Source organism: Paraburkholderia sp. MM6662-R1 (genome assembly GCF_050436245.1).
Classification (GTDB): Bacteria; Pseudomonadota; Gammaproteobacteria; order Burkholderiales; family Burkholderiaceae; genus Paraburkholderia; species Paraburkholderia tuberum.
Genome location: NZ_JBNDLV010000004.1, coordinates 380,908 through 406,113 on the forward strand (window position 1 = coordinate 380,908; position 25,206 = coordinate 406,113).

A 25,206-nucleotide genomic window follows, 5' to 3' on the forward strand; every position below is an offset into this window, starting at 1 on the left:
CCGTTCTGCCGTTGCGATTACCGTCGTGCTCGAGGCCCACGCGTTCGGATCGTGTTCTCGCGATATGTGGTCACGTATGCGATGCCTACGGCTGGGTTGATCGGGAAGTCGTCCCACTGTCGGCCGCCGGTGATGTTGCACGCGCAAACCTGGCGATACGGCGGGCAGTCGCACCCCGGAAGCAGTCATTGAAGTTGCGCCAATCCGAACGGCCGCTCCGGGTGGCAAGATGACGGTCCAAAAAAACGCGCAGACGTGCCATGAAACGCGAGGTTCGCCGCGAGATTGCGGTGCGCGTCCTTACGCGAACACTGCGCGGTGCTGCGCCGAAGCCGGCGCGAGCTGTGCACCACCGTTAGCGTCAGCGTCGCCCACCTGAAACGCCGCGGCCGCGCGTTGCAGACTCATCGCCTGCTCCTTCAGCGACTGTGCCGCGGCCGCCGCCTGCTCGACGAGCGCCGCGTTCTGCTGCGTCATGCTGTCCATCTGCGTGACCGCGAGATTCACCTGGTCGATGCCAGCGCTCTGTTCCGCCGCGGCCGCAGCGATTTCCTGCACGACACCGGTCACACGCATGATCGCGTCGCGCGCTTCGTCAATCGTCGAGCCGGTGTTTTCGACCAGCGTTGCACCACTGCCGACGCTGCCCACCGCATGACTGATCAGCTCGCGAATTTCCTTCGCCGCGGTCGCGCTACGCTGCGCGAGGCTGCGCACCTCGCTCGCGACGACTGCGAAGCCGCGGCCTTGCTCGCCCGCGCGTGCTGCCTCAACCGCAGCATTCAGCGCGAGGATGTTGGTCTGGAATGCGATGCCCTCGATCGTCGCGATGATCTCGACCATGCGACCCGATTCGTTCGAGATCCCCTTCATCGCCGCGACGGCCTGCGTGACCATGTCGCCGCCGCGGTTCGCGATTTTCGCGGCGCCGGCCGCAAGCTCGCTGGCAGTGCGCGCGTTGTCTGCAGTCTGGCGGACCATCGCCGTCATCTGCTCCATGCTCGACGCCGTTTCCTGCAACGACGCCGCCTGGCTCTCGGTGCGCGACGACAGGTCCGCGTTGCCGTTCGCGATCTCGTTCGCGCCGCACGCGACGTTGTCGGACGCATGCTTGATCTGGCAGATGGTACCCGTCAGCGCGTCGCGCATCCGCTGCATTACGTGTAGGAGGCTCGACGTGTCGCCGTTGCGCGTGCGGATCGCCACCGTCAGGTCGCCCGATGCGATCGCGTCCGCCACGTTCGCCGCATAGGCCGGATCGCCGCCGACCATGCGCGCGATGCTGCGGTTCGTCACCGCGACGAGCGTCACGAGGACCGCGGACACGGCCACGAAGATCGCGCCGATCAGCCACAACGACGCCATGAACGCAGCGTCGATGTCGTCAACATAGGCGCCGGTTGCGATGATCCAATCCCACGGCGCATAGCGCACCACGTAGCCGATCTTGCCGACCGCCTGTGTCGACGCCGCGCCTGAATGCGGGAACACGTAGTCGACGAAGCCGCCGTCCGGCGCCTGTGCGGTCGACGCGAACGTCACGTAATGGTGACGGCCGTCGGCATCGGCGCTGCCCGCGAGATCCTTGCTTTCGAGTGCCGGCTTGATCGGATGCATCACCATCTGCGGCTTCGAATTGATCACGAGGAAGTAGCCGTCTTCGCCGTAGCGGACGCCGCGCAGGCGTTCGAGTGCCTGCTTGCGGGCATCCGCCTCCGGCAACGCGCCGCTTTGCGCCAGCGCCGCATACTCCGTCACGATGCTGAGTCCGACGTGCGCGATGTTCGTGAGGTCGTGCTTACGTTCTTCGATGCGCGTCTCGCGCGACTGCCACGCCGCCGATACGGAGACGGCGAGCAACGCGACGAGGCTGATGATCAACGGCAGCCAAAGCTTCTGCGTAAAACTGAGCTTGTGCATCCTGAGTCCTCGTGCAAATGAATGGAAACCGCGCAGGGCTGCCGTGCGAAGTGGCATGTGTATGGGCGCGCCGTGTGGCGCCGGCGGACTGTCCGGGGGCCATCCAGATGGTTCCTGCTCGAGTTATCGGCGGATACGAGCGAAAGTTTCATCCCGTGAAACCCTCGGTTACCACCTTGCCAAGGCGTATCGGAGGGCCCTTGTGCGTCGGCTCCCACGGAGCGTCATCAGGCACCAGCCGGCCACCTTGAGACACTCGACGCCGCCGCTTAAACTGTTGTCAATCATTCCTCCTGAGGCGAAGAAAAATGACAACTGAGATCGAACTCTTGAGGCCTACGACTGCGTTGCTGGCAAGCTACGTTTCGGCCCTTGAGGCGGGATGGTCACCTGACAATGTTCGTAAGGAGGTCGCTGCGCGCGAACAGTTGAATGCCATCGAGTTGAACGCAGAGGCATTCGTCGACGGGCTGGATGATCCGACAGCATCAGGCGGCCCGATTCCTTTGCCCGATGGCTCGACCGTTGCCCGTCTTCCAAGCATCATCCGATGGATTTGGGACGGCGATGTTAGCGGTGCGATCGGATTTCGTTGGCAGGCTGCATCTGCCGAATTGCCGCCGTATGTGCTCGGACATATCGGCTTCTCAGTCGTGCCGTGGAAGCGAGGCAACGGCTACGCCAAGCAGGCGCTCAATTTGATGCTTGGCGAAGCGAGGCTGCAAGGCTTGCCCTACGTGGAACTAACGGTTGATCCTGAAAATATAGCCTCACAGCGGGTGATCGCAGCATGCAGTGGTGTCCTGACTGACCGGTTCAAAAAGACCGCCGCCTATGGATTCGCGGAAACTCTTCGTTATCGCATTGAGCTAGACGACTGAGACACGTGTCGGACCCTGTTCGGCCAACTCTGGAGATTGATCCATCTCTGTTGGATCGGCGACAATTCAAGCCCTGCACACGCCTATACGATGGAGCATCATGAGTGGCATTCAGCTAAGCCGAGTGATCCGTGCCGACGCCGCCGATTTGATCGCCGCAAACTCAGCAAGTCAGGACTATCACCTGCCTTGGGTCACATCCTTTACCGATCAAACGGGCTTCGATAACTGGTTTTCAGGTGGTCTCACCGGGTCGAACGTCGGCCTCATTGCGCGTGAAGTGGCATCGATTCAAATTGCCGGTGTGGTGAACATTAACGAAATAGTAATGGGCGCTTTTCGCAGCGCCTATCTCGGGTATTACGGAATGTCGAACTTCGCCCGGGCAGGGTTGATGACGGACGCGGTACGGGCAGCTGTGATCTATGCTTTCAGCGAACTTAAATTGCATCGGGTGGAGGCAAATATTCAACCAGGGAATATCGCGTCGATCGCACTTGTGCGGCGGTTGGGTTTTAAACAGGAAGGTTTTTCTCCTCGCTATCTCCGCATAAATGGCGAATGGCGCGACCACGAGCGATGGGCGTTGCTGGCCGATATGCCCGGTTAGACACAGCCGCCACTCAAAAAAATAATGTGCCGCGCAGAAGTTGTTTTTGTGCCAATATTGACAGCATGGAACTTCGTAACGTCCCGAGCAAGGCTCACCACCATCATCACGGTCGCTATCCGCTGCGCCGTGGGTCGTTACGTCCATAGCAAGGAATTCGACCTCACGGTCCATTCCATGTGCAAACGACCAAGGCGCTTAAGGCGCCTTTTTTTATTTCCCCACCATCAAGAGCTGAAGATGACCGACTCGATAAGCTATCGCCGCGCAACCGTGGACGACATTTTGAAAATTTGCGAGTTGGGTCAAATCTTGAACGCGATCCACCATCAGGCACGCCCTGACGTCTATGCAAACGCCACTGAAGAGTTCGCTCGAGACAAGCCGCACTGGCTATCTAGCCTTCAGGGAGAAGATCGAGCCATGTTTCTCGCCGAGCATGGCAGCACGGCGGTCGGCTTTATCACCGTTCAAGTGATGCAGCCGACAAGTCCACTGTTGCAACCGTTGACCGTTGGCCGCATTGGCTCAGTCGCTGTTTTGGAACGACTGCGGGGACGCGGCGTCGGGAGCACGCTGATGAAACTTGCTGAAGAGTGGGCACGAAAAAACGGTGCCAACGACATGAGGCTGACCGTTTGGGCGTTTAATGAACAGGCGGTCGATTTGTATCAGGAACTTGGCTACGAGCTTCGTGCGTTCGAGATGGGAAAGCAACTGCCTATTGCTGGGGATATGCCAGTCGCATGAGGCGATGCTCGGCCACGAACGGTCAGTCTATATTCGTGCATAGATCGTGGACAATTAATTGTTTACGTGAAACTTTTGAAACCTCTATTATCTGTTGCGCCTTTCCGAAAACGTTCTTGGAGCATTCAATGCGGATTAGAACCACCTATTTGAAAGTGTCGGACATGGAACGCGGTTCTGCTTTCTGGGAAAACCTGTTGGAACGCGCGCCGAACCGCAGGTCGGATAAGTGGACCGAATTCTCGCTCGGTGAAGTCCGCTTCGGGTTGCTGCTAAATGATTTTGGCGATGAGTTCGTCGGGAGCGGATGCGTTCCTGTGTTCGAATTTGACGTATCCGCCTTGCATATATTTCTGGATCGCGCCAAGGCTTTTGGGGCAACAGTCGCTCTCGACGGGCTAAACAATGAAGCCATGAAGAGCATTGTGTTGGTTAGCCCTGATGGCCACGAGTTCGAACTTTGCTGCCGAAGTCGCAACAGGGACGCGCGAAGGCAGACCTGCAGGCGATCTGGATGGCCGCTACGCGTGCGGACGCGTACGCTGCGTTCGAGCGGCGAGTCATCCTTCTGGAAATACCGCTTGATCACCCACGGACCGCGCGTGTGCAGTTCGCCGAACGCGACGTCCGACCGACGACCGGCGGCATTGGCCGATGACGCGACCTCCATCCCAGCGATTTCAATCCTCTCCCCTCAATCTTTATCGGCCTCCGGTGCAGTCTGCAGCGACGTACGGTATGGCTGTTGAGACTGGAATCGGCGCTGGAACGCAGCTGGGTAGCCAAGTGGGTAGCCGCACTGCTAGCTCTGCGATACCAGCCTTAACTGGCAAGCCTTACAAGATTCCCCCGAGATCAACGGCACGTTCTACGGTTTGCAGAAACCGGCCAGCTATGAGAAGTGGTATCAGGAGACGCCCGACGACTTCGTGTTCTCGCTAAAGGCGCCGCGTTACGCGACCAACCGCAAGGTGCTCGCCGAAGCCGGCGACACGATCGAGCGATTCTTCGCAAGCGGCGTGCTGCTGCTCAGGCAGAAGCTCGGTCCCATCAACTGGCAGTTCGCGCCGACCAAAAAATTCGACGCCGACGATTTCGAGGCCTTTCTGAAGCTGCTGCCCGCGAGCATCGAAGGACAGAAGCTGCGGCACGCGGTCGAGGTTCGTCACGATTCGTTCAGGACACCGGAACTCATCGCGCTGGCGCGCAAGTACAAGGTCGCGGTCGTGCTCGCGGCCGACAGCGAGTATCCGCAGATCGCCGACATCACCGCGCCGTTCGTCTACGCGCGCATCATGGGCACGAGCGAAAAGCAAGCCAAAGGCTATTCGACGAAAGCGCTCGACGCATGGGCCGAACGCGCGCGCCAGCTCGCCGCGGGCATCACGCCCGACGATCTCGAGACCTGCGCGGAGCCGCCCGCGAAAGCCGCCACGCGCGACGTCTATCTATATGTGATCAGCGGCTTCAAGGAGCGCAATCCGGCCGCTGCGATGGCGTTGCTCAAGAAGCTCTGAATCCGCCGCGCCGCCTGCCCGCCGGTCCACCTGCCATGAGGCCGGCGCCGGTGTCATAATCGCGCCAGCGCATCCGTGCGCGGTCGCGTCGGCTTCGTGTCAAGCCCGACGCAAGACCTTGCGTCAAACCTCGCCCGAGGCACGCAGTAACCCAACCCGCACGGTCCACCTCAAACCCACGCGGCGCCCGCACGCCCTCATCGCGGCGGCGCTCGCATAATCAGGCGGCAAGGCCGCCTCATCAACCGATTGCGGAGAACATCTTGAGCGCCCTCGACAATCCCCTGCACGATCAGGAAGTCGGCTCGGCCGACGCCACCCAGGACACCACGCGCATCGACGACGTGCGCATCGGCGCGGTTCGTCCGCTGATTTCCCCCGCGCTGCTGCAGGACGAACTGCCGGTGCCGCCCGCGGTGCAGTCGCTGGTCGAGAAGACTCGCGTCGAAATCGCCGACATTCTGCACAGCCGCGACGACCGGCTCGTGCTGATCGTCGGCCCCTGTTCGATTCACGACCACGACCAGGCGATCGAATACGCGCGCAAGCTGAAGGCCGCCGCCGAACACTACCGGGACGATCTGCTGATCGTGATGCGCGTGTACTTCGAGAAACCGCGCACGACGGTGGGCTGGAAAGGCTACATCAACGATCCGCGTCTGGACGGCAGCTTCCGCATCAACGAAGGCCTGCGTCTCGCCCGGCAATTGCTGCTCGACATCAACGGTCTGGGCCTGCCCACGGCGACCGAGTTTCTCGACCTGTTGAGCCCGCAATACATCGCCGATCTGATCGCGTGGGGTGCGATCGGCGCGCGCACGACCGAGAGCCAGAGTCATCGTCAGCTCGCGTCGGGACTGAGCTGCCCGATCGGCTTCAAGAACGGCACCGACGGCGGCGTGCAGATCGCCGCCGACGCGATCGTCGCGGCGCGTGCGAGCCACGCGTTCATGGGCATGACGAAAATGGGCATGGCCGCGATCTTCGAAACGCGCGGCAACGACGACGCGCACGTGATCCTGCGCGGCGGCAAGAAAGGGCCGAACTACGACAGCGCGTCGGTGCAGGCGACCTGTGAAGCGCTGAGTTCAGCGGGTCTGCGCGAGCAGGTGATGATCGACTGCTCGCATGCGAACTCGAACAAGTCGCACTTGCGGCAGATCGAGGTCGCGGACGATATCGCGCGGCAACTGTCGGAGCGCGAGCGCCGCATCATCGGTGTGATGCTCGAAAGTCATCTGGAAGAAGGCCGTCAGGACCTGAAGGCCGGCGTGCCGTTGCGTTACGGCGTGTCGATCACGGATGCCTGCGTGAGCTGGGCGCAGACCGAACCGGTGCTCGCCACGCTCGCCGAGGCAACCCGCAAGCGTCGCGCGGGCTGACAGGGCAACGCACGGACCGCCCGATCGCGATGGCCGCGGCGGGTCCGCTTTAGACTCGATCGAAGCCGGTCGAGCCCACGAACGTCTGGCTCAAGGAGCCAGACACACGCGCCGCACCAGTTGCCGGCGAATCGCCTGGCCGGGCTGGGCAGCGCGTGATCCTCACGCCCGACGCATCACTCACGCGCGCCTCACAGCGGGGCTGCGGCGCGCATCGCGAATGCTCCGGCGTGAAGCGCGTTGCTTACGACGCGTTGACGGCTTCCTTGAACGCCTTGCCTGCGGTGAACTTCACCGTCTTGGCCGCGGCGATCTGGATCTCTTCGCCCGTCGACGGATTGCGGCCCACGCGTGCCGCGCGCGCGCCGGTCGAGAACGAACCGAAACCGACCAGTTGCACCGTATCGCCGCTCACCACGGCCTTGGTCACTGCCTCGACGATCGCGTCGATGGTCTGGCCGGTTGCCGCTTTGCTTTCGCCCGTCGCTGCGGCGACTGCATCAATCAGTTCCTGTTTGTTCATAGCACTTCCCGTATGGTAATCATGGAACCGGCGCCCTCTGAGGCGCCGGGACCGACACACTAACGCATAGGCGCACCTTCGCGCAAACCCTTGGTGTAAGGCTTGTATCAAGGCAAAGCCGCCGGTTTGACGTTTTTGCGCCCCAAACTGCCATAAGAATCGCGAGCTTATGCGCGCGCGCCGCCTCATGAGCGTTCGCCGCGCATCACAATCCGTTGCAATTTCAGTACTTTAGGTCGCGTTACGCGATCCCGCGCCGGCTTCCCGATGACGATAGCCCTTTTCGCGATGCGCAGGCGCGCCATTTGCGACACATGTCACAAGTTAACTATCGGCAAGACATAAAGAAGTGAGAATTCGCCACTTTGCAACATGCGCGCTGCTCGCCGCGTTGTCGTCGGCGGCGGCCGCGGCCGACGACAACGCGTGCGCGACCCTCGTCGGTGCGACGAACTCCAGCGCCGCGCAGAGCTTTTCGCTACGCGACGGCGAACCAGTCGACTTCGTTGGCGGCGGAAAAACGGTGCACGGCAAGCTGCTCGTGTTCAGCGACGGCGACGTGTTTCGCGCGTACTGGCAGCCGGATGACAGCCCGGAAAAATACGTGCTCGCGAATGCTGGCGCCGACGCGGTCCGGCTCGTCTCGGCCGCGCCGCGTGGCACGCCCGCGCCGGCCGGCCAGCCCGGCACCGCCATGCGGCCGCAGCGGGTGCTGTCGTGCCCCACGCTTTGAGCATGCGCGAAGGCCGCCTTTTGCTCGAGTCTCGCGATCGGCATCCGGCACAAACGTCTGGTTCCAGCGCCGCCAACATGCGCCGCCAGGTAGTACTTACCGCCCGACTATCCGTAAGCGCGCAGCCGGGTTCACCGACCCTTGACTGCGATGCTCCGTTACCCCTTTGAGCTCTCAAGTTAATCAGCCTCGCGCCGATATAAACAGCTGCGTTTAGCGCGCAAACGTTAAAGGGATGGCGATGGCTTGGCTTGCGAGATTGAAGAAGGTACTGTCGGTCGCCGAGGGCGACCGGGAGCTGATGCGTGCGCAGTTGCACGCGTTCCGCCGCCAGGTACCGCTTCTCTACTTCATCCTGCTCGTCAATACGGCGGCGATGGCGGCGACGCATCTGGACAGCGCGCCGGCCTGGCTGTCGATGTATGTGCCCGGCACGCTCGGCGCGCTGTGTGTGTTTCGCTGCGTGCGCTGGTGGCGCAAACGCAACCATAAGATGACGGACGCTCAGGCGGTCCGCGAATTGCGCAGCGTGACATGGATCGTCGGCGTGTTCGGCGTCGCGTTCAGCGGCTGGTCGGTGCTGCTGTTTCCGTACGGCACCGCCTACCAGCAGGGGCAGGTCGCGTTCTATATGGCGACGACGCTGGTCGGCAGCATGTTCTGCCTGATCCATCTGCGCAAGCCCGCGCTTCTGCTGCTTTGCATCGTCATCCTGAGTTTCTCCGGCTTCCTCGTGTCGAGCGGCTCGCCGGTGTTCTTCGCGATGGCGGTCGACATGGCGCTGGTCGGCGTCGCGCTCGCGGCGGTCATCCAGCTTTACTGGCGCACGTTTGCAGACGCGGTGCACGCGCAACGCGAACTGCAGGCAAGCCAGCACAACACCCAACGGCTCAGCGACGACAACTACCGGCTCGCCAGCATCGACAGTCTGACCGGCCTGCCGAACCGGCGCAGTTTCTTCGCGGCGCTGAGCGCGATATCGGAGCAGGCGCTCGAAACCGGTGGCGGCTTCAACGTCGGCCTCATCGATCTGGACGGCTTCAAGCAGGTCAACGACATTTACGGTCACGCGAGCGGCGACCTCGTGCTGCAGGAAGTCGGCACGCGGCTCGTGTTGATCGGCGAAACGGGCCTGATGTTCGCGCGTCTGGGCGGCGATGAATTCGGCGTGCTCGTGCGCCACAAGGTGTCGAACGAAGCGCTGGTCGAGTTGGGACAGCGTATCTGCGATGCGCTCAGCCAGCCTTATCAAGTCGCCGACAATGTCGCGGAGCTGTCGGGCACGATCGGCTGGGCCGCGTTTCCAGACGCGGGCTCGACGGTCGCGCAGGTGTTCGAACGCGCCGACGCCGCGCTCTATGTCGGCAAGGAAAACCGCCGCGGCATGCCGGTGATTTTCTCGACCGAACACGAAACGCAGATGCGGCGTCTAAGCCTCGTCACGCAGGAGCTGCGCCATGCGGACCTCGAAGCGGAACTGTTCCTCGAGTTCCAGCCGATCTACGATCTGCTCACGCGCCGGCCGATCGGCCTCGAAGCGCTCGGTCGATGGCACAACGCGCGGCTCGGCATGGTCAGGCCGGAGGAATTCATTCGGATTGCAGAGCGGACCGAGCTGATCCTCGGCATCACCGACGTGCTGCTGCGCCAGGCGCTCGCCGAGGTCGCGCACTGGCCCGCCGATCTGTATCTGTCGTTCAACCTGTCCGCGATCGATATCTCGACGTCGGCGCGCGCGCGCCGCCTGATCGACATCGTCGCGGCAAGCGGCGTGTCGCCGCATCGCGTGACGTTCGAAATGACCGAAACCGCGTTGACGCGCGATTTCGAGCAGGCGCACAGCGCGATGACGATGCTGAAGCAGGCCGGCTGCCGGCTGTCGCTCGACGATTTCGGCACCGGCTATTCGAGCCTCAGCTACGTGCATCGGCTGCCATTCGACGCGATCAAGATCGACCGCAGCTTCGTGAGCGACGTCGATACCAATAGCGCCTCGAAGAAGATCATCAAATCCGTGATCGACCTATGCCGCAACCTCGGGCTCGAATGCGTGGTCGAAGGACTCGAAACACCGTTGCAGGCCCAGGTCGTGAAGGCGCTCGGCGCGCGCGCGGTGCAGGGTTATCTGTTCAGCCTGCCGATGCGGGCGAGCGCGGTCGGCACGTTTCTGTGGACCGCGCTCGCCCAGAGCCACGCGGCGCAGACGCATTCGTAGCGCTCGATCGCTCCATGGCAGCGCCGCTCAATACGCCAGCTTCGGATACCAGTCGGTGCCACGGCCGCCCGGCGTCATGTCGAGGATCGTCCACAACGGCATCAGATCGGGCGCGCCGCGCGAATCCTGTCCGGGGTCCGACGTCGACGGCCCCATCTCCTCGGCCCAGAAGTGCCGCACGACGCCGCCCGTGCGCGTGAATACGTTCAAGCGCGGGAAGGTCGTCGCCGGCGGGATCTTCGGCCGCGTAATCGCGATTGAACGTGTTGCCGCCCGACGAATACAGCCGCAGATGCCGCCAGCCGCGCTCCTGCTTGAACGCGACAAGCCTGTCGATCGGCGAGCGGCCGATCACCGCGAAGGCGACGCGCTGCAGGATATCGGGCATTTGGGGCGCTTTCCTGTCATTCACAGGTCTGTGGTCGCGAATGACTCGTCCCGCGGAAAGCGAACGAGTACTTGCGACCCACTTCTGCCCCTCGACCGACGGTATCTCAACGGGAGCTTTAGCTGCGGAGCAGACAGTCGGAAAAGTCGTTCGGAGGGAGGCACGAGCGATGCGCCGGCGTGGGCGCTACACTCATATCTGTACTCCGACTGCGATGACGATGGAGACGGCGAGGATCCACAGCTCGATGGCGGTGAAGCGGGGGTATCCAATCTTTTTCATCGTCTTCCTCTCCTTATGACCCGCAGCCCGAACTTCATTGGGCATTCCCGGCCGGCAAGTACCTGGCTCTGGCCGTCGTCGATGAGCAACAAATCAACGGCTTGTACCTCAGCCGACGGTGAAACCTCGGCCCGAGGTCGAGGTCGACGCGCCGTACTTGGCCGGGGTCTGCGCCTGGCTACCGGTGGCAGGCGCGTTCCGCCGCTCGCTGACCGCTCGGTAAAAAAAAGCCGGCGGAAGCCGGCTTCGAAGCAGGTTCCGTTTTTCCCAGGGGTGCGGAGGTAGGAACCTGAGGAGACTCATTGTGTCAACGCGTTGGCCGGGTGATGTCCTACAACAGTTCACAAGCGCCCAAACTAAGACCTGCCGATTCGATCCTCGCCTCCTAAATAACAATCGCACCGTCCATGGAACCATGGTATGCGGATGGTCCCAAGACGGCCATTCTACGAACGGTTGCCGCAGTCGTACGCGAGCGTCGGGCTCTTATACTCGTGTATATCATCGAGACGATGAAGCGGGCCGGGCGTCGAACAAACATATTGCAGTACAACAAGACGGAGCGTGCCTGCCCGAGCGGCGGGTACTGCGGGGTAGCAGACGTCGGAACGTCCGCGAGAAGGTGCCGACCAACGTCAGTAGCTGGCCGAACCCGGTCCGACAGCAAACTTCGGTGAGGGGGCTGAGCACCGCCGGTTGCGTTCGGCGGCACCCGATCCACTTCTACCATTTGAGATCGCATCTGAACTGACGAACGCCAGCTGTCGCCCGATGCGGGACCATCGGAGGTCAATCAAACACGGCATTTGAATCGGGCTGCCCTCACATCGAACCCTTCGACGAGGGGGGCCTCCGGCCATCTCCACATCAACGGCCCCATAGATTGCGAGCGGGACGCAGCAACGGTAAGCGTCGCGCAATTTTATTGATTTGCGCGGTCACATGGACAACAACGACGAATTTGCGATTGCGCTCATTGTGCGTGGGATCGGATTGTTGGCTTGCGCCGACATGCCTCTCGATTAGGGTTAACCCATTCATAGCTGTGCCGCAAAGTACATACAGTTCTTGCATACGAGCTTGCTTCAGACGCGGGGGCATCGCCGCCCAGGGTCGTCTGGCGGTGGTTCCTCATTTCCACGAACTCAAAGGAGACGACAGATGGAAATCCGCAACCCTTCCCCCGGCCTCTACAACGAAGATCTCGCACCCGCCAGGGTGCGCAACTGGGGTGCCTTTAGCATTTTCAACGTCTGGACCTCGGACGTGCACAGCCTCTGGGGCTACTACCTAGCCGCCAGCCTGTTCTTGCTGTGCGGCAGCTTTACCAACTTTGTGCTGGCGATCGGGCTCGGCTCACTCGTGATCTTCGCGCTGATGAATCTGATCGGCTACGCCGGCGAGAAGACCGGCGTGCCATACCCGGTGCTTGCGCGCGCCTCTTTCGGCGTGTGGGGCGCCAACCTCGCGGCGCTGGTGCGCGCCGTGGTGGCCTGCTTCTGGTACGGCGCGCAGACAGCAGCGGCTTCGAGCGCGATAGTCGCGCTGTTGATCCGCAGCACCAGCCTGATGGAGTTCCACAAGGGCACGCACTTTCTCGGCCACTCGGGGCTGGAAGTGATCTGCTACTTCATCGTCTGGGCGCTGCAGCTGCTCATCATTCAGAAGGGCATGGAAACGGTGCGCAAATTCCAGGACCTGGCCGGTCCGGCGGTGTGGATCGCGATGCTGATCCTGGCGATCGGCCTGTGCGTCAAGGCGGGCGGCTTCTCGTTCGAGCATGGCATTCCGATGGACGCGCTGCTCGAGAAGACCAAGGACGCCGGCGTCAGCGGCGAGCCCGGCTCGTTCTGGGCGCTGATGGCCGTAGGCGCGACCTGGATCACCTACTTCGCGGCGCTGTACCTGAACTTTTGCGACTTCTCGCGCTACGCGAAAAACCGCGATGCAGTCAAGAAAGGAAATCTGTGGGGCCTGCCGGTCAACCTGATTGCGTTCTCGCTGGTCGCCGGCGTCACCACCATCGCCGCCTTCAAGGTGTACGGCGAAGTGCTGCTGCACCCCGAGCAGATCTCAGCCAAGTTCGATAGCTGGATACTGGCACTCATCGCGGCGGTGACTTTCGCAGTCGCCACGCTAGGCATCAACGTGGTGGCCAATTTCGTCTCGGCGGCGTTCGACATCTCCAACACGTTCCCCAGGCAGATCAGCTTCAAGAAGGGCGGTTTCATCGCCGCAGCCATCGCGCTGGCGCTCTACCCGTTTGCGCCGTGGGAAGGCAACGCCGCGCACTTCGTCAACGCCATCGGCGCCACGATGGGCCCGCTGCTGGGAATCATCCTGGTGGACTACTATCTGGTGGCCAAGGGCAACGTCAACGTTGCGGCGCTCTACCAGGAGCACGGCGAGTATCGCTACGAAAGCGGCTGGAACGTCAACGCGCTGGCCGCGGCGGCGGTCGGCAGCGTGTTTTCGACCTTCCTGCCCAACTTCACCAACCTGCTGCCGGCCTGGTGGAATACATATGGCTGGTTCTTCGGCGTAGCGATCGGCGGCGGCATGTACCTGGTCATGGCGACGCTGCGGCCGCGTACCGCGATCGCCACTACCCGCGTTTAAGGCTCTTTCCATCCCGATCAGCTAGGGTCAAGCACTGGCACGGCACCGCCGGGTGCCTCCCGGAAGCGGGCGGTCGGTCACGATAGCCGCGTGCGACTCGCGAATCGCAGATTTGGCCGACGATCCGCCTGATGGCATCGTTCAAAGAATGGCACTTTCGGCCACAACTTGCCGTTCAGCGAGCCGGGAAATCTGCCGTTGGAGCGGCCGCATTACTCCGGAACCTGACGGACGAGCTACCCGCACAATTCGGCCATTGCCGTCATTCGAGAATCGGCTTTGGTCAGGCAGCTGAGCGCCAGGGTACAACGGCCATTCAACACGAGTCGCGACTGTCAAACGGTTTGGTTTGGTGGGTCAGTTCGCTTGGCGCAATCTGTCGGCAACGTACCAGGGCAGCAACTCGTCGACACGTGTGAACTTGCGATCGGCTCCTGATCAGGCTTTCCGACCGATTTGCGCCTACAGTTCGTCGCCATTGTATGCTCCGACGCGGAGCCGCGCTCAACGCCGCAAGAACCACAACAGCACGGACGCCACGACCGAAAGCACGATGCACGTGACGATCGGGAAGTGAAAGTTGAATCCGTCGCGGACGATATGGATGTCGCCGGGCAGTCGCCCGAACGGGATGCGCGCGAGCCAATGCCATCCGAGGCCGGCAAGAATGCACAGTGTGCCAATAACGATCAGGAAACGGTTCATGGGGCGTCGTCACTCACGGTAGCCGACGTGGTCATCATAGCCCCACGCAGGCGGAGTATCCGCGCCGATTGAATTTTGAGCCACTGCGGACCAGTCAGGCTCGTATGTTGGCGGATTCCATCGCGTTCGTTTCCCGTGTCTGGTCCGCAGGCAACGGGTCGATCCGATTGTCGACAAATTGGCCGCCAACATTGAACGTCCCAAACTGGCCAATACTCGCCCAGCCCAGCGAGAGGTCAAGCCAGCTTTGAATAGATGCGCGTAGTCCGCGAACTACCATCTGGAGCGCGCCGCTCCTGTCGCAACACCCCTTCCAGTTGCAACCCGGTGCGTTCACAGACCCGAACGCCTGGTGCGTTCAGATCGTCGCAGATTGCCTCTACTCGCTTCTCGCCGAAATTGCAAAACGCATGGTTAGCCAAGGCATCTTCCTCTTTCACGGCCAGCAGCCGGCCGGGCCAGCGCAGGCTGCTGAGTATCGGGTCGCTGGGGGTCGCCCATTATCGCCGCTACATGGTCTACGGGAGTTCGGCTGCAACGGCACCCCCTGATAGCCGATTTACCGTCCTCCGCGGCGCCGCAACTGCGCCTTCTTTCGCGCCAGGACCGACTCAGCGTCCGCTGAAAACAAAATAACAACATCACAGTTGACGATAGAATCAACTTTGGGTGTAATGTCGCCACTCGTCGTCGCGGGCGAGCGATTGGGCGGCATTAATCTCAGGATCCCGAAATCAACCGAACCGCTCTGTTGATGTTGGCGCTGCTTGCCAGTCAGGGGTAACTGGCGATAGCTGAGAGGTTCGCGCATAACCAGAGCCACTAATGGGGCGTAGTTCCCCGATGCCGCGTCGGCGTCCCATTTAAATGAAGTGAAGGCAAAGATGAAGAAGATTCTGATCGCCGCTGCAGTTGTTTTCAGCACTGGCGTCTTTGCAGGCGAAGTCCACGTACCGCAGGTCTATCACGAAATCGCGTCGCTATTCGATCCGTGCAATGCGGCGCTAGTAAGGGGCGACGCGGACTCCGTTGCCAAGGTGGTGTACGCCCCCGATCCTGAAGGCATCACTATGCGCCCGCATATCCAAGCAACGCTAAACGCGGTGCCGGTATATCCCACCGTACAGGCGTTCCAGACTTTCGTGTGATAGCCCAATTCGGGTGGCGGCTGTAGTGTAAGGCCGTACCCGACGCAGTCGCGCTTTACGCCACAATGGTCCCCGGTCTGACCCGCGCAGGTGGCTTTGAGCCAAACCGGGTTCGTCAAAACATCGCGTCGTTTGTGTTCGCGGCAGCGCCGTCGCGCCGGCGCCGACAAGAAAATCTCATGAAACTTGCCCGTCTAACTCTGCTCGTCATTCTCTTTTCGCTTCAAGCTTGCGGGGGCGGCGGGGGCGATGGCAGCAGTGGAAACAGTAACAGTAACAGTAACAGTAACAGTAACAGCTCCTCAGATACCGGCTTCTACGCGCCGAGCTACGGTGACGCGAGAAGCGACACCCGCTATGAGGCCGACCTCTCCAGCGTCACCCGTCAGGTGATCAGCTACCAGGACGTGGGAAAGGACCTTGTTTCCAACGTCGGGGTCTCCGACTCGATGGTCCAACTCTTCGGCAACTACAAGGTGCGGCTGACCCAGGCGAGCAAGAACAGTTGCCCGAGCGGCCTGGAAGGTTGTGACACGGCCGATTCGGACTCCTTGGGGGTGGGCCACGGCGCTCTTATCACGAATCTCGAATCCCTGAAGAGCGATATCAAAGATCAGAGCGAACGGGGCACGTGCGTAGCGTTCTCCCTGAACGCCGCAACGGAATTGCTGCTCTCGAGGCAGCAGAACAGTACTAAACTGTCGGAACAGAACACGTACTTCCAGGGAAAGCGACTGACCAACACCTGGAACAACGCCGGACTCGACCCGTACGACACCATCGCTGCATTCGTCGACAACAAGACCAAGTTCGTTCCGGAGAAATCCTGGCCATACAATGGCGATGACAAGTATTGCACCAACTACAACCGCAAGTATCCCAATGCCACCTGCTCGGGTACCGAGGCGCAGGGTGGCGGCAGCGATACCCGGCAGCAGGATCCTACCGCAGCGAGTTCCTCAGGATTTCGGACGACCACGGCGCACAAGCTCTATGCGTCCATTGGCCGGATCAAGCAAGCGCTGTATCGCGGCTACCCTGTGGTCATGGCCATCAACGCGAACCTCGACTTTCAGGTTGCGACGTACAAGGGCGGCGTCGTGTCGTGGGTCATCAAGGCGGACAGCTGCGGGACCAGCCTGTGCGGTCACGAAATTCTAGTCGTCGGCTACCAGGACAGCGATCAGGTCGCGGGCGGCGGATATTTCATCATTAAGAACTCCTGGTCATCGGGCTGGGGCGACGGCGGGCTGGCCTACGTCACTTACGAATGGCTGCAACACAGCTTGCTGGACGCACAAGCGCTGGTTCGGATCGACAGCGCCGATTAGTAGAGCAAAACGGTATTGTCAACTTACACTATTGGGGGCACGAAGAACGTGCCAGAAACCGAATCTAACCATGGAGTGAACGATATGGCTTTGAAGGCAGTATTGGTAGCAGTGGCACTTGCAGCATGTATCGATGCGCACGCACAGGTCGCCGGCACACAGACTCTGAGCGTCACTATTCAGCAGTCGCAGGCGCTTTTGCAGGGATGGAGCGTCAAGAAGAGCGTGCTGGGCAAATCGGTCTACAACGACCAGAACGAAAAAATCGGCGCGGTCAAAGATCTGATCGTGGCCCCGGACGGCTCCGTGTCGGCGGCCATCGTCGCTACAGGCGGCTTCCTCGGCGTCGCCACGCATGACGTAGCTGTGCCCATCGCCGCACTCGACGTGCGCGGCGGCAATCTATATCTGCCGGGCGCCACGAAGGACGCCCTGAAGGCAACGCCTGAGTTCCAGTACGCGAAGGTGCAATCGCCGCCTAAGCCGAAGAAGGTTCAGGCAGAGTGACCTGTTTTCAACAGTCCTAAGCTGAGGTCGTTGCGGCTGGCAAGGTCAGTCGCAACGACCTATCGCCGGACTCGAGCTTCGCGCTCAACCGCTTGCCCCTTCACTCCCCCTTGCGCTGCGCACTCAACACCTTGCCCCCGCGCTGCTCGGATGGGGGTATTGCAGAGTAGCCTCATCCGAACAAAGCCCCTTCAGACCGCCTTCCCATTTTTCCATTTCCAAGCCACTTCTGTAGTCAATATTGGCGACTGCTGATTAGCACGGTCGCGCGTCTGGACGGGCCACCGCCTTTCATGGATCACCTAACACCATGCAAAAAACTCTCGGACTTGCCGTTGCCATCCTGCTCGCCGTCGCCGCTATTGCGCTGTGGACCCTGCTCGCCCGGTTCGAACCATCCATCAAGTCCGCCATCGAGACGGAAGGCGCCCTTGCGACCCAGACGCAGGTGCTCGTGGGTAGCGTCGAATTCTCGCCCTTCACCGGCGTGGGCGCGCTTGATGGACTTACCGTGGGCAACCCCACTGGTTTCTCTTCGCCCTACGCCGTAGTGGTGGACCGTATCGCCTTGCAGGTGGAAAGCGGCTCACTTCTCGGCGGCGGCCCTGTCATCGTTGATTCCGCCACAGTCATCGCGCCGCAGATTACTTACAAGGCGCAAAGTCCCACCGCCACCAGCAACCTGGAGACCATCAAAAATAACGCCCAGGCCTATTCCACCACCCCGGCCGCCATCCGGGCCGGCAGCAACGCGCGCAAGGTCATCATCCGCAAGCTCACCGTCATGGGCGGCACACTTTCACTTGACATTCACCTGCCCGGAGGCGCGCTTACGGTACCGCTACCTCCGCTGCATCTCGTCAATATCGGCGCGACCACAAACGGCGCCACTCCGCCCGAGATCATCCGTGCCGTGTGCGAGGCGCTCGCGGACGAGGCGAAAAAGGCGGTCACCGAGGCCATCGCCCAAAAGCTGAAATCCGTTATCGATATGCTCAAGCCGCCCGTAGGTGGGTTGCCAAAGCTGCCGTCCCCTCCGTCCCTGCCGTCCCTGCCGCCCCGTCCGTCCCTGCCGCGCCCTCCGTCCCCTCCGTCCCTGTCGTCCCCGCCATCCCTGCCATCGCTGCCCCCCCCACCCGGCCCACCTTTGCCGCCCCCGCCCGGCTTTTAGGGCCTGACCGGGCCACTGCAATCCAGTCCCGATCAGAACCGTAGAGCGTAATAAACTTGTCAGTGCCCCAGGAGACCGGCAAGGAGTAAAGAGTGGAAGTCTCTAACAACGAAGGTCTAGCTCCTCGATTAGTGGCACTCGCCTCTTTGCTCTGGCTATATTGGCGCCACAAAAAGTACAGACAAGAGATAAGAAGCCGTATGAAAAACCTGTCCGCGTAGGTGAAATGATGAAAACGAAGCTGAGGGCCGCGAGCGCAGCGGTATTGATCGCAGGCGTGCTCACGGGTTGCGCCGATGTGCGACAAGAACACGCCGGAGGCAGCGACCTACGGCACGTACCCGGACGACCACAAAGCCCTGATCGATTCCAATCGGCAGACAATGCCAAATGAACCTTCGAGCGCCGTGGTGCAATATCTGAATGAACCATCGTCGGGATGGACGCGAGCCGCACTTGAAGCGCCTGCTGTGTTCGGTTACCCCCGGCGTCAGACTACTTGTCGTGTTATCTGAATCTTATAGACATGGTCCGGGGGCGGTAAAATCAGGGTGAATGAAAGCCTACTCAGCAGAAAGAAAAGAAGCGCTGGTGCGTCGCATGATGCCGCCGGAAAACGCGTTGGTCTCAGCGCTGGCCAGAGAAACGGGAATTACCGAACAGACGTTGTACACGTGGCGCCGACAGGCGAAAGGACAAGGGCTGGCCGTGCCGGGCGATGGGAAGAATCCCGAGGGATGGTCTTCGGAAGACAAGTTTGCAGTAGTGCTGGAAGCCGCCCCGCTCAACGCAGCGGAGCTGGCCGAGTACTGCCGGCGCAAAGGACTCTATCCCGAACAGATCGCGGCGTGGCGAGCGGCCTGCCAGGCAGCCAACGCGAATGCCACCGAGCAGGCACGCGAGCAGCGCCACCAGTCGAAAGACGACAAGCAGCGCATCCGGCAGCTCGAGAAGGAATTGCAGCGCAAGGAGAAGGCGCTAGCGGAAGCGGCGGCGCTGCTGATTCTGAGAAAAAAAGTCCAGGCGATCTGGGGAGACAAAGAGGACGATTGATCAACGTCCCGGATCGCCTGTTATGTATATCGTTGATACGCGAGGCGGCGCAGTCAGGCTGCCGGCTGGAGAAGGCTTGCGACGAGTTGGGCGTGAGCCTGCGCACGTTTCAGCGCTGGGTCGGTGACGGTGACACGGTACGTGCTGATGGTCGTACCACGACCGAACGGCCGCCGCCGGGCAACCAGTTGAGTGAGGCTGAACGGCAACAGATTCTTGAGGTAGCCAATAGTGCGGAGTTTGCCAGTCTGCCGCCCAGCCAGATCGTGCCGAGGCTGGCCGATCGCGGCGTGTATGTCGCATCGGAATCGAGCTTTTACCGCGTGCTGCGCAGCGCCTCGCAGCAGCACCATCGTGGTCGTGCGCGCAAGCCCTCGACCCGGGTAGTGACCAGTCATTGCGCGACGGCGCCCAATCAGGTCTGGTCGTGGGACATCACCTGGGTACCTGCGGCGGTCAAAGGACAGTATTACTACTGGTACATGATGCTGGACGTGTTCAGCCGCAAGATTGTCGGTCACGAAGTGCATGAGGCCGAATCGGCAGAACTGGCCGCGTTGCTGATGCGGCGTGCCAGTCTGGCAGAGGGCCTGGCAGGACGTCCCCTGGTGCTGCACTCGGATAATGGCAGCCCGATGAAAGGTGCGACGATGCTTGCCACCCTGGAGAACCTGGGGGTCGTGGCCTCGTTTAGCCGACCACGCGTGAGTAACGACAACCCGTACGCAGAGTCGCTGTTCCGGACCTGCAAGTATCGGCCCGACTACCCGCGCAAGCCGTTCGGCAGCGTTGATGAGGCGCGGGCCTGGACGCAGCAGTTCGTGCGCTGGTACAACCATGAGCACAAACACAGCGGCCTCAAATTCGTCACGCCGGCCCAGTGTCATAACGGCGTGGCGAATGCAGTTCTTGCGCAACGTGAGATCGTTTATGCGGAGGCCAGGCAGCGCAATCCACGGCGTTGGTCCCGATCGACGCGCAACTGGAAATTGAAGGATGAAGTCTGGCTCAATCCGGAGCGCATGCAACCGGAAGAACTAAAGCAGTGCGCATGAGGTGACGCGACAAGTACGTTGACAACCGCCGGTTATCGCGTTGGACTTACCCCTGCGTGACCGGACACGCGGTCACGCTTAGGTTGGAGAATTTGTTCGCCGGCGAAACTCGCGTGGCGACCGGTATTTCAGGGCGCTGTGCGGATGGGACTCGTTGTAGTGGTCGAACGCAATGGCCAAGTTCTGCAGCGCAGTTCTCGCGTCAGGCTTGGGCATCCACGAAACGTAATCGCGCTTCATCGTTTTGACGAAGCTCTCGGCCATCCCATTGCTTGGGGGCCGCCACATCCAGGTGCTCGATCTGCCCGGCGCGCAACCCCGCTGCTTGGGGGCGCTCTCCTGGTCATTGCTGGAGTCTTCCAGCTGACACCTTTAAAGCATGCGTGCCTTAGCAAGTGTGCTTCCCCCCTCGGTTTTCTTCTGACCGAATGGCGCGACGGCAGCCTCGGTGCCTGGATCATGGGGTTCTCCGGCATGGGGCCTATTGCGTCGGCTGTTGCGGGGCGCTCATGGCGTTGCTCTTCGTGTTTGGCGTCATGAACGTGCTTTGGGTTGCCGCTCTGTCGATCTACGTGATGCTCGAAAAAATGCTGCCGCAAGCGCGATGGCTTCCTTTTGCGCAGGGGTTGCTGCTGGTTGGCTGCGGTGTCGCAGTTGCAACAACGGGGTGAGGTCGCGACACGAACAGCCGAGTGACTACCCCATCCGAAGATGTCCGCTACGCATCATAACCCGCCGCCGAAGCGACAGCGCTTCGAATGGCCGCTGACACAGGAACTCGTTTGGTGCGCCGGCTCGTTGCTCGAATGCTCGGCGTGGTGTCACTTACGATCGGCCGATACCTCCCTTTGAGTATCGATGACTCTCCATGAAGACCTGCGGTCCAGCGGGTTCAATCGTGCGACTCCTGAAGCGCGGCTACCTCGTTTCCGTCATCGGCTTTCGCGCTGCGAATACGCGCTACTCCGGTTTGCGCGGGAGCACGTGCGCCTCTCGAGATACCGTCGCTTCCTCTCCGACCAGGCCGCGCGGCCTGAAGATGAGTGTCAGCATGAGCACGAGCCCGATCAGCATGACCTGCGCGGCCCCGCCCTTGACCTGCAGGTGGACCGGCAGTGCGGCCTGAGCCGCGCTGCCGCTCAGTGTCCAGACGGCCCACATCAGTACGGCGCCCAGGATTGCCCCTTTGTTATTGCCGCTACCGCCGACGATCAGCATGGTCCATATCTGGAACGTGAAGACGGGCAAGAAGTCTTCCGGACTGATGAAGCCAATGAAGCTGGCGTAAAGAGCACCGCCCAAACCCATGAGGGCGGAGCCAATCACGAAAGACTGTAGTCGAAAGAGGAAGGGATTCTTGCCGAGCGACGAAGCGGCGGTGTCGTCTTCCCGGATGGCCTTGAGAACCCGGCCCCAGGGGGAGCGCACCATGGCTTCGAGAGCCCGGTAGATGATCAGGACCAGTACGGCCATGAACCCGAGCATTAGCAGGTTGACACCCAACACGGACTGGAACAATCCGGGCAGCAGTCTTGGAATACTGCTGGCTCCCCGGCTCCCGCCCGTCAAGGAGGAAGCGTTCAACGAAATCAGTTGCAGGATGGAGCCGATGCCGATCGTCACGATCGCCAGATAGTCTTCACGCAGCCGCAGGGTGGGAATCCCGACGATGAAGCCGACCACGGCAGCGGCGCACAGGGCGCCGGCCAGACCGACGAAATACGGCAGGCCGAAGCCGCCGAGATGTGTGTCGTAGGGCGGTCCGCACAAGATGGCGAAAGCATACGCTCCCATCAGAAAGAATCCGGATATGCCGATGTTGAAGAGTCCGGTGTAACCCCATTGCAGATTCAGTCCCAGGCAGACCACGGCAAAAATCGATGCCTGGATGAGGAAGAAAACCAGATAGGAGATCATCCCGCTCATGAACGCTCTCCCAGAATCCCCTTGGGATAGACGAGGAGGATCAGAAACATCAGGAAGAACCCGACCGCCGGCTCGTATGCCGACCCGAGGATCGGCACCGACATGGATTCGGCAAGGCCGATTATCAGCCCCCCCAGCACCGCGCCGTAAATGCTGCCCACGCCGCCGAGGATGGCGGCGGCAAACATCGGCAGGATGAGATTGAAGCCCATCTCCGGGGAGATTTGCACGGTCAGGCCGTACAGCACGCCGGCGATCGCCGCCAGGCTGCCACCTACCACCCAGGTCCAGCGAATGATGCCCTGCACGTCGATGCCGGTGACGCTCGCCAATGCGGGGTTATCCGACACGGCGCGCATGGCCTTGCCCAGCCGGGTGCGCGTCAGGAAGAGATGTAGCGCGATCATCAGGGCGAGCGTCAGCGCAACGACGAAGACCTCGTCGGCGGTCAGTCGCACGCCGGGAAGAATTTCCCTGGCGATGGCGATGCTGCGCGAGTAGTACTCGGGCTGGGGGCCCCAGATGAAGACCACAAGGTTGCGTAACATCAGCGATGCACCAAACGATGCAATCACCAGCGTGACCGCCACTTCGCTTTTTCGTAGCAGCCGGTAGAGCAGCCAGTCGAGTACTAGCGCCACTCCGGAGGTCAAGATGCCGGCGACCACGATCGCCAGCAGGAAGGGTCCGCCGAAGGTTACCGGACCCAGCGCGGTTCCGGTCCCAAAGAGCGCAGTCAGCAACAGCGCGAAGTAGGCGCCGAAGGTGAGGAATTCGCCGTGGGCGAAGTTGGCGAAACGCAGAATGTTGTAGGTCAGCGTGAGGCCAATGGCTCCCAAGGCCAGAGTCGATCCAAGAATGACCCCGTCGGCGACGTATTGCGCGATCATGACAGACCTCGCCGAACGCCCAGATACAGCTGACCCACTTCGGGGTTCGCGAGCAGTTCACTGGCGGGGCCCGTCATCTGATCTCGACCCTCGGCCAGCACGTAACCCCGGTCGGAGATCGCCAGGGCGGCCTTGGCGTTTTGCTCGACCACCAGAATGGTGACCCCCAGGTCGCGCACCTCCCGCACCTTGCCGAATACGACGCCCACCAGTTTCGGCGACAGTCCCGCCGAGGGTTCGTCCAGCATCAGCACCTTGGGATTTGCCATCAACGCACGCGCGACCGCCACCATCTGCCGTTCGCCGCCCGAGAGCATGCCGGCAGCTTGCCTGCGTCTTTCCCGAAGCCGCGGAAACAGCTCGAACATCTGTTCGATGCCGCGCCGGATGTCGGCTCGGTTGCCTTGAATGTATGCGCCCATTTCGAGGTTTTCCTCGATGCTGAGCCGGCTGAAGATGTTGTTGGTTTGCGGCACGTAGGCCAGGCCCCGCTCCACCATATGGTGCGCGGCCACGCCCCCGATGTCATCCCCGAACAGTTGCACTGTGCCCGAGCGCACCGCCACCAAGCCGGCAATCGCCTTGATCAGCGTGGACTTGCCCGCGCCGTTGGGACCGAGCACCGTGACGATTTCACCGCGTCCGACCATGAGCTCCACGCCGCGCAGAATGTCCACGCCTGGCACATAGCCGGCCACCAGCTCATGCGCGTAGAGCGCCGGGGCGTTCATTCCGGAACCCCGCCGAGGTAGGCATCGAGGACGCCCGGGTCGCTTCGCACCGTCGTCGGCGACCCTTCCAGGATCAGCTTGCCTTGTGCCATCACGAGGATCGGATCACACAACGTCATGATCAGGTCCATGTTGTGCTCGATGATAAGGAACGTAATGCCCCGGGCATTGAGTTCATGCAGCTTGTCCATGATGGTAACGAGCAAAGTCGGATTGACCCCGGCCCCAGGTTCATCGAGCAGGACGAGCTTGGGGTCCGCCATCAGCACGCGGGCCAGTTCGAGAAGCTTCTGCTGGCCGCCGGAGAGATTTTTGGCGTATTCGCCCGCTAGCGGTGAGAGGCCGACGAAGGCTAATACTTCCTGAGCGCGGTCGCGGCAGGCACGTTCTTCGGCGCGCACCTGCGGGCGGCTGAACCAGTTGTTCCAGAAGCGCTCGCCGGCCTGGCGGGGCGGCACGAGCATACAATTCTCGAGCACGGTCATTTCGGCAAACGGGCGGGGAATCTGAAACGTCCGTACCAGTCCTTCGTGGAAGATCCTGTGGGGCGCCAGGCCGTCGATGCGCCGGCCGAGGAACGAAATGTCGCCCGACGTCGGCCGATGCACGCCGGCAATGGTGTTGAAAAGCGTGGTCTTGCCAGCGCCGTTCGGCCCGATCAAGCCGGTGATGGTGTTAGCGCGCAAGGTGAAGGACACGCCGTCGACCGCACGCAATCCTCCAAACTCCTTGACGAGCTGTTTGACTTCCAGCATTCGCGCAGTGTCCTTCCCGAAACGCCGCCGCCCAGCCGCGAATGCCTCGAGGGGTACGGTGCGTTACCGCCTTGAGGAATCGCGGTTTGATCGGCGTCAAGCCTTGCAGCAGGC

20 protein-coding genes and 4 pseudogenes are annotated in these 25,206 nt (G+C 61.4%); 15 read left to right on the top strand and 9 right to left on the bottom strand.

Annotated elements, in window-relative coordinates:
- Positions 1–300: 300 nt before the first annotated feature.
- The gene (locus OKW39_RS31525; protein WP_429564435.1) at positions 301–1,920 is read right to left on the bottom strand and encodes a methyl-accepting chemotaxis protein; all 1,620 of its coding nucleotides are present in this window, start codon (positions 1,918–1,920) and stop codon (positions 301–303) included.
- A gap of 308 nt (positions 1,921–2,228) precedes the next feature.
- On the opposite strand from OKW39_RS31525, the gene OKW39_RS31530 reads away from it, so the two are divergent.
- From OKW39_RS31530 to OKW39_RS31555, 6 genes and pseudogenes are all read left to right on the top strand, one after another.
- The gene (locus tag OKW39_RS31530; protein ID WP_429333614.1) at positions 2,229–2,801 is read left to right on the top strand and encodes a GNAT family N-acetyltransferase; all 573 of its coding nucleotides are present in this window, start codon (positions 2,229–2,231) and stop codon (positions 2,799–2,801) included.
- 100 nt (positions 2,802–2,901) lie between these two features.
- On the top strand, positions 2,902–3,411 hold the full coding sequence (locus OKW39_RS31535; RefSeq protein ID WP_429564436.1) for a GNAT family N-acetyltransferase: 510 nt from the start codon (positions 2,902–2,904) through the stop codon (positions 3,409–3,411).
- A 240-nt stretch (positions 3,412–3,651) separates the two neighbouring features.
- A complete protein-coding gene (locus OKW39_RS31540; protein ID WP_187619027.1) occupies positions 3,652–4,161 on the top strand; it encodes a GNAT family N-acetyltransferase in 510 nt (169 codons plus the stop codon).
- Positions 4,162–4,289: 128 nt separating this feature from the next.
- Positions 4,290–4,910, top strand: coding sequence for a VOC family protein (locus tag OKW39_RS31545; protein ID WP_429564437.1), 621 nt, complete (start codon positions 4,290–4,292; stop codon positions 4,908–4,910).
- 96 nt (positions 4,911–5,006) lie between these two features.
- Positions 5,007–5,678: pseudogene (locus OKW39_RS31550) on the top strand (DUF72 domain-containing protein); the annotation flags it as partial.
- Positions 5,679–5,941: 263 nt separating this feature from the next.
- Positions 5,942–7,060 (top strand): 3-deoxy-7-phosphoheptulonate synthase, encoded by a 1,119-nt coding sequence (locus tag OKW39_RS31555; RefSeq protein WP_429564438.1) that lies wholly within the window; start codon positions 5,942–5,944, stop codon positions 7,058–7,060.
- Positions 7,061–7,304: 244 nt separating this feature from the next.
- Here the strand turns inward: OKW39_RS31555 and OKW39_RS31560 are convergent, their stop codons facing one another.
- Complete coding sequence (locus tag OKW39_RS31560; protein ID WP_013092091.1) at positions 7,305–7,583, bottom strand: HU family DNA-binding protein; 279 nt, start codon at positions 7,581–7,583, stop codon at positions 7,305–7,307.
- A 349-nt stretch (positions 7,584–7,932) separates the two neighbouring features.
- Here OKW39_RS31560 and OKW39_RS31565 point away from each other — a divergent pair, with 349 nt between their 5' ends.
- Both OKW39_RS31565 and OKW39_RS31570 read left to right on the top strand, forming a co-directional pair.
- Positions 7,933–8,316 (top strand): hypothetical protein, encoded by a 384-nt coding sequence (locus OKW39_RS31565; RefSeq protein ID WP_176078989.1) that lies wholly within the window; start codon positions 7,933–7,935, stop codon positions 8,314–8,316.
- A gap of 241 nt (positions 8,317–8,557) precedes the next feature.
- On the top strand, positions 8,558–10,531 hold the full coding sequence (locus OKW39_RS31570; protein ID WP_429565467.1) for a putative bifunctional diguanylate cyclase/phosphodiesterase: 1,974 nt from the start codon (positions 8,558–8,560) through the stop codon (positions 10,529–10,531).
- A 27-nt stretch (positions 10,532–10,558) separates the two neighbouring features.
- On the opposite strand, the pseudogene OKW39_RS31575 reads toward OKW39_RS31570, so the two are convergent.
- Positions 10,559–10,922: pseudogene (locus OKW39_RS31575) on the bottom strand (DUF899 family protein); the annotation flags it as partial.
- A gap of 1,440 nt (positions 10,923–12,362) precedes the next feature.
- Between OKW39_RS31575 and OKW39_RS31580 the strand changes: the two are divergent.
- A complete protein-coding gene (locus OKW39_RS31580; protein ID WP_187611735.1) occupies positions 12,363–13,820 on the top strand; it encodes an NCS1 family nucleobase:cation symporter-1 in 1,458 nt (485 codons plus the stop codon).
- A gap of 504 nt (positions 13,821–14,324) precedes the next feature.
- Here OKW39_RS31580 and OKW39_RS31585 read toward each other — a convergent pair.
- Positions 14,325–14,525, bottom strand: a complete 201-nt coding sequence (locus tag OKW39_RS31585; protein WP_090806773.1) for a DUF2905 domain-containing protein — start codon at positions 14,523–14,525, stop codon at positions 14,325–14,327.
- Positions 14,526–15,409: 884 nt separating this feature from the next.
- On the opposite strand from OKW39_RS31585, the gene OKW39_RS31590 reads away from it, so the two are divergent.
- The 5 genes from OKW39_RS31590 (at position 15,410) to OKW39_RS31610 (ending at position 20,790) form a co-directional block, all read left to right on the top strand.
- Positions 15,410–15,673, top strand: a complete 264-nt coding sequence (locus tag OKW39_RS31590) for a hypothetical protein (protein WP_090806775.1) — start codon at positions 15,410–15,412, stop codon at positions 15,671–15,673.
- 179 nt (positions 15,674–15,852) lie between these two features.
- Entirely contained in the window at positions 15,853–17,004 is a 1,152-nt protein-coding gene (locus OKW39_RS31595; protein WP_429564439.1) for a C1 family peptidase, read from the top strand.
- A gap of 84 nt (positions 17,005–17,088) precedes the next feature.
- Positions 17,089–17,511, top strand: a complete 423-nt coding sequence (locus tag OKW39_RS31600) for a PRC-barrel domain-containing protein (RefSeq protein WP_090806779.1) — start codon at positions 17,089–17,091, stop codon at positions 17,509–17,511.
- Positions 17,512–17,821: 310 nt separating this feature from the next.
- Positions 17,822–18,682 carry a hypothetical protein gene (locus OKW39_RS31605; protein ID WP_429564440.1) on the top strand — a complete coding sequence of 287 codons (861 nt, stop codon included), beginning with the start codon at positions 17,822–17,824 and terminating at the stop codon, positions 18,680–18,682.
- A 555-nt stretch (positions 18,683–19,237) separates the two neighbouring features.
- Positions 19,238–20,790, top strand: a protein-coding gene (locus OKW39_RS31610) for an IS3 family transposase (protein ID WP_244168772.1) whose coding sequence is annotated in 2 segments (ribosomal slippage) — positions 19,238–19,700 and positions 19,700–20,790 — 1,554 coding nt in all. Because the reading frame shifts where the segments join, the coding sequence is not laid out codon by codon here.
- A 78-nt stretch (positions 20,791–20,868) separates the two neighbouring features.
- Here OKW39_RS31610 and OKW39_RS31615 read toward each other — a convergent pair.
- Positions 20,869–21,069, bottom strand: a pseudogene (locus OKW39_RS31615) (integrase core domain-containing protein); the annotation flags it as partial.
- Between the two features lie 84 nt (positions 21,070–21,153).
- On the opposite strand from OKW39_RS31615, the pseudogene OKW39_RS31620 reads away from it, so the two are divergent.
- Positions 21,154–21,461 (top strand): annotated as a pseudogene (locus OKW39_RS31620) (DUF2182 domain-containing protein).
- A gap of 289 nt (positions 21,462–21,750) precedes the next feature.
- Here OKW39_RS31620 and OKW39_RS31625 read toward each other — a convergent pair.
- Genes OKW39_RS31625 through OKW39_RS31640 form a run of 4 tightly spaced genes read right to left on the bottom strand, consistent with a single transcriptional unit; the run spans position 21,751 to position 25,092 of the window.
- On the bottom strand, positions 21,751–22,716 hold the full coding sequence (locus OKW39_RS31625) for a branched-chain amino acid ABC transporter permease (RefSeq protein ID WP_429333606.1): 966 nt from the start codon (positions 22,714–22,716) through the stop codon (positions 21,751–21,753).
- Entirely contained in the window at positions 22,713–23,606 is an 894-nt protein-coding gene (locus OKW39_RS31630) for a branched-chain amino acid ABC transporter permease (protein WP_090806785.1), read from the bottom strand. Before OKW39_RS31630 ends, OKW39_RS31625 begins: the two co-directional genes overlap by 4 nt.
- Positions 23,603–24,337, bottom strand: a complete 735-nt coding sequence (locus tag OKW39_RS31635; protein ID WP_090806787.1) for an ABC transporter ATP-binding protein — start codon at positions 24,335–24,337, stop codon at positions 23,603–23,605. Before OKW39_RS31635 ends, OKW39_RS31630 begins: the two co-directional genes overlap by 4 nt.
- Complete coding sequence (locus OKW39_RS31640) at positions 24,334–25,092, bottom strand: ABC transporter ATP-binding protein (protein ID WP_090806789.1); 759 nt, start codon at positions 25,090–25,092, stop codon at positions 24,334–24,336. Before OKW39_RS31640 ends, OKW39_RS31635 begins: the two co-directional genes overlap by 4 nt.
- Positions 25,093–25,206 lie beyond the last annotated feature (114 nt).

Excerpts from the sequence above, each read along its gene's own strand:
- OKW39_RS31580 (WP_187611735.1), top strand. The coding sequence starts at position 12,363 with ATGGAAATCCGCAACCCTTCCCCCGGCCTCTACAACGAAGATCTCGCA.
- OKW39_RS31600 (WP_090806779.1), top strand. The coding sequence starts at position 17,089 with ATGGCTTTGAAGGCAGTATTGGTAGCAGTGGCACTTGCAGCATGTATC.
- OKW39_RS31535 (WP_429564436.1), top strand. The coding sequence starts at position 2,902 with ATGAGTGGCATTCAGCTAAGCCGAGTGATCCGTGCCGACGCCGCCGAT.
- OKW39_RS31585 (WP_090806773.1), bottom strand. The coding sequence starts at position 14,525 with ATGAACCGTTTCCTGATCGTTATTGGCACACTGTGCATTCTTGCCGGC.
- OKW39_RS31540 (WP_187619027.1), top strand. The coding sequence starts at position 3,652 with ATGACCGACTCGATAAGCTATCGCCGCGCAACCGTGGACGACATTTTG.
- OKW39_RS31605 (WP_429564440.1), top strand. The coding sequence starts at position 17,822 with ATGCAAAAAACTCTCGGACTTGCCGTTGCCATCCTGCTCGCCGTCGCC.
- OKW39_RS31560 (WP_013092091.1), bottom strand. The coding sequence starts at position 7,583 with ATGAACAAACAGGAACTGATTGATGCAGTCGCCGCAGCGACGGGCGAA.
- OKW39_RS31590 (WP_090806775.1), top strand. The coding sequence starts at position 15,410 with ATGAAGAAGATTCTGATCGCCGCTGCAGTTGTTTTCAGCACTGGCGTC.
- OKW39_RS31570 (WP_429565467.1), top strand. The coding sequence starts at position 8,558 with ATGGCTTGGCTTGCGAGATTGAAGAAGGTACTGTCGGTCGCCGAGGGC.
- OKW39_RS31530 (WP_429333614.1), top strand. The coding sequence starts at position 2,229 with ATGACAACTGAGATCGAACTCTTGAGGCCTACGACTGCGTTGCTGGCA.
- OKW39_RS31525 (WP_429564435.1), bottom strand. The coding sequence starts at position 1,920 with ATGCACAAGCTCAGTTTTACGCAGAAGCTTTGGCTGCCGTTGATCATC.
- OKW39_RS31625 (WP_429333606.1), bottom strand. The coding sequence starts at position 22,716 with ATGAGCGGGATGATCTCCTATCTGGTTTTCTTCCTCATCCAGGCATCG.
- OKW39_RS31595 (WP_429564439.1), top strand. The coding sequence starts at position 15,853 with ATGAAACTTGCCCGTCTAACTCTGCTCGTCATTCTCTTTTCGCTTCAA.
- OKW39_RS31640 (WP_090806789.1), bottom strand. The coding sequence starts at position 25,092 with ATGCTGGAAGTCAAACAGCTCGTCAAGGAGTTTGGAGGATTGCGTGCG.
- OKW39_RS31635 (WP_090806787.1), bottom strand. The coding sequence starts at position 24,337 with ATGAACGCCCCGGCGCTCTACGCGCATGAGCTGGTGGCCGGCTATGTG.
- OKW39_RS31630 (WP_090806785.1), bottom strand. The coding sequence starts at position 23,606 with ATGATCGCGCAATACGTCGCCGACGGGGTCATTCTTGGATCGACTCTG.
- OKW39_RS31545 (WP_429564437.1), top strand. The coding sequence starts at position 4,290 with ATGCGGATTAGAACCACCTATTTGAAAGTGTCGGACATGGAACGCGGT.